This window comes from Crocosphaera watsonii WH 8501 (genome assembly GCF_000167195.1).
GTDB classification, from domain to species: domain Bacteria; phylum Cyanobacteriota; class Cyanobacteriia; order Cyanobacteriales; family Microcystaceae; genus Crocosphaera; species Crocosphaera watsonii.
The window spans coordinates 1-2,955 of sequence record NZ_AADV02000290.1 but is presented as its reverse complement, the minus strand read 5'-3'; the positions used below and the strand labels follow the sequence as shown (position 1 = coordinate 2,955).

Here is a 2,955-nt window from a genome sequence, read left to right as displayed (position 1 = left end):
TCATTTTTCTTTTCTTTTTCCTTTTTTTAGTTTCTCTCCCTACTTGCTTTTCTCTTCTTATTTTTTTCCTTTCCCTCATTCTCTTTCTGTAATTTAATTCAGCTTGCCTCCGTCGGATCGACTTTGAGGATCCCACTGCCTGAAGGCACTTTTTGAAGAGGGTAAAATTATCGCATTCTCCAGGGGGTGCAGAATTGATTCAGGAATTTTTTGCCGAACATAAGATCAAAGCGAAAAAGATTGCCACTGCTGTTCCCATGCGAGAAGCCATTATCCGCATCATTCCCGTTCCTGCGGAATTAGACGAAGCAGAATTACGAGATATGGTTTTAAACCACGAAGCTGCCTTGTATTTACCCTATCCCAGAGAAGAAGTCGATTTGGACTATCAAAAATTGGGCTTCTTTGAAGACGAAGATGGCATCGAAAAAATACAAGTGTTGTTAGTCGCCACCCGTCGGGAAGTAACAGACTCCTACATGGACACTTTCGGCCAAGGTAATTTCCGAGAAAGCTTTTCCCATAGGGGGTAATCGCTTGGACTAAAGGCTTTCAAGAAATAAAAGGAACAGAGAGTTAGCGGATCTTGGTACACAACTTTAAAATTTCATAATTGGCTTGTCTGAAAAAACAGAAGAAATAGATTAAAATGAAGAGGTAAAAAGATTAGAGAGAGTAAATTGAAGCTAAAACAGACAAATCATCCCTTAACCCCGTCGATGGTCGATGATTTACGTTTAGCAGCCTCAAAAATGACGGGAGCAGAGCGTCGTTCATTTCAAGCTGAAATGTGTCTCAAGTATTGTGGAGGAAGTGCCAGACAAACCGAAATCTTGTTTGGTTGGGGGAGAAAAAATGTTCAACTTGGATTACATGAAAAACGAACTGAGATAGTGTGTTTAGGATTACAATCAGTCAATAGTGGATGTAAAAAATGGGAGGAAAGATACCCAATAGTTGCCCAATCATTGAAAGAAATAGCCGAAGCTCACGCACAACAAAACCCCACATTTAATAACCCCATTGCCTATACAAGATTAACGGCGGCTGAAGCCATTAAACAATTAAGAAATCTAGGATATAATGGAGAGGAGGTTCCTGCTGCTTCGACAATGGCAGATATTTTAAATCGTTTGGGCTATCGATTAAGAAAAGTGGTAAAAGCTAAACCTAAAAAAAAATCTCGGAGACGGACGCTATCTTCGAGAATATAGAGAAAAAAGATAGAAAAAAAGACCCTTCTGTGAAACGTTTAAGTATGGATTGTAAAGCAACTGTGGAAATAGGAGAATATTCACGTGGCGGACAAACCAGAGGTTATAATCAAGCTCAAGATCATGATATGGGAACTAAAGAAAAATACGTTCCTTGTGGGATTGTAGATGAAGATACAGGGCAACTTTATGTAACTTTTGGAAGTTCTTATAAAACGAGTGATTTCATGGTAGATAACTTGGAGCAATGGTGGACAAGTCTGAGTATAACTGAAAAGCAGCAACTAGAGAACATCCAAATTAAAGTTGATAATGGAGCAGAAAATAGTGGAATAAGAAGGCAATTTTTGAAGAGAATGGTAGAGTTTGCCGACCAAACTAAGAAATCTATTCAATTACTATATTTTCCTCCTTATCACAGTAAATATAATCCCATAGAAAGATGTTGGGGAATTTTAGAGAGGCATTGGAAAGGAACACTTCTGAGAAATGCTCAAACGATGTTAGCTTGGGTAAAAACTATGACATGGAAAGGCTTAAATCCGATAGTTAAGTTAAGTAAAAAAGTTTATCAAAAAGGCATTTCTTTAACGAAAAAAGAGATGAAGGAAATTGAGAAACGTTTAGAACGTAATCCTCACTTACCTAAATGGGATATTTTGATTAGACCCAGTTAGTCTAAAAAGTTAATAAGAGTGTAAAATTAAGTGAATTTCCTTTTTAAAAATAGTCAAAGCTAATTTAAAAGTTAGCGTATTTCTTTCTTTTAGATAGGGAGGTTTTTGTTCGCGGAAAGTATCCGCGAACAACTTTTTATTTTTCCCTTTTCGCTTATTTGAGATGTTCTACAAACAGATTCTGAGAATGGGTGGGAAACTTTTTCTTGGAAATCACCTATCGACAACGTTATGACATGGAACATCTTTTTCGATTTGGTAAACAAAGATTATTGATGACATCTTATTTAACTCCCGATGTACATCATGAAGAAAATTGGTTTAAACTAACACTTCTTTCTTATGTAAATTTGTGGGCTGCCAGAAAATTAGCTGTGGTTTTACCCCGTGATTGGGAACAGTATTTGAAGACTAATAAATCCATCAAAATCACCCCTAGTCTAGTTCAAAGAGACTTTTCAAGAATAATTACGACCTTGGGGACTTTCGCCAAATTTCCCAAACGTCGAGGTTTTTCTTCCGGACGTATTAAAGGTTACAAAAAAGCCCCACGAACTCGTCATGATGTTATCAAGAAAGGGAGCAAAAAATCAACTGAAAACTTAAAAGCTCCTTAGTTTTCCTCAGAATCTATAGATTAGCCCTATTTGTCAGCCAATTTTATTGACTGATACAGAGCCGATATTTTGGGATTTTAGTTTAGCGTAAAATATACGCTAACAAACTTTTTTTGTCAAAAGTCCAATAAGTAACTAGATGAGAATATATTTCAGTTTAGTCTCTATTATATAGGTATTAGTAGGCTTTTGTTCCTCAAGTCAACCTAAAACAGCGATCGCACTAAGACTAACCAGCTAATTCAAAAGACTCTCATATTCGTTGTGATCACCGATCCAAATCCAGTAATAATCATTTCCTTTTAAAGGTATCGCCAATTAGAATTGTAGGTGTTAACATTACCGTTGTACTATGAGCTATCACGATATTCTTGAGCAAGATTACTTTTAACCGTCCCATCATCTGCAAAAATAGCAATAATAATGTTGGTATCGAGCAAATATCTA

The 2,955-nt window shown here is 36.5% G+C and carries 3 pseudogenes; all 3 read left to right on the top strand.

The window, feature by feature from the left end:
* Positions 1 to 142: 142 nt before the first annotated feature.
* A pseudogene (gene pilM / locus CWATDRAFT_RS30940) lies at positions 143 to 509 on the top strand (type IV pilus assembly protein PilM); the annotation flags it as partial.
* A gap of 210 nt (positions 510 to 719) precedes the next feature.
* Positions 720 to 1,891 (top strand): annotated as a pseudogene (locus tag CWATDRAFT_RS42085) (ISAzo13 family transposase).
* A 218-nt stretch (positions 1,892 to 2,109) separates the two neighbouring features.
* Positions 2,110 to 2,508 (top strand): annotated as a pseudogene (locus CWATDRAFT_RS30925) (NF041680 family putative transposase); the annotation flags it as partial.
* Positions 2,509 to 2,955 lie beyond the last annotated feature (447 nt).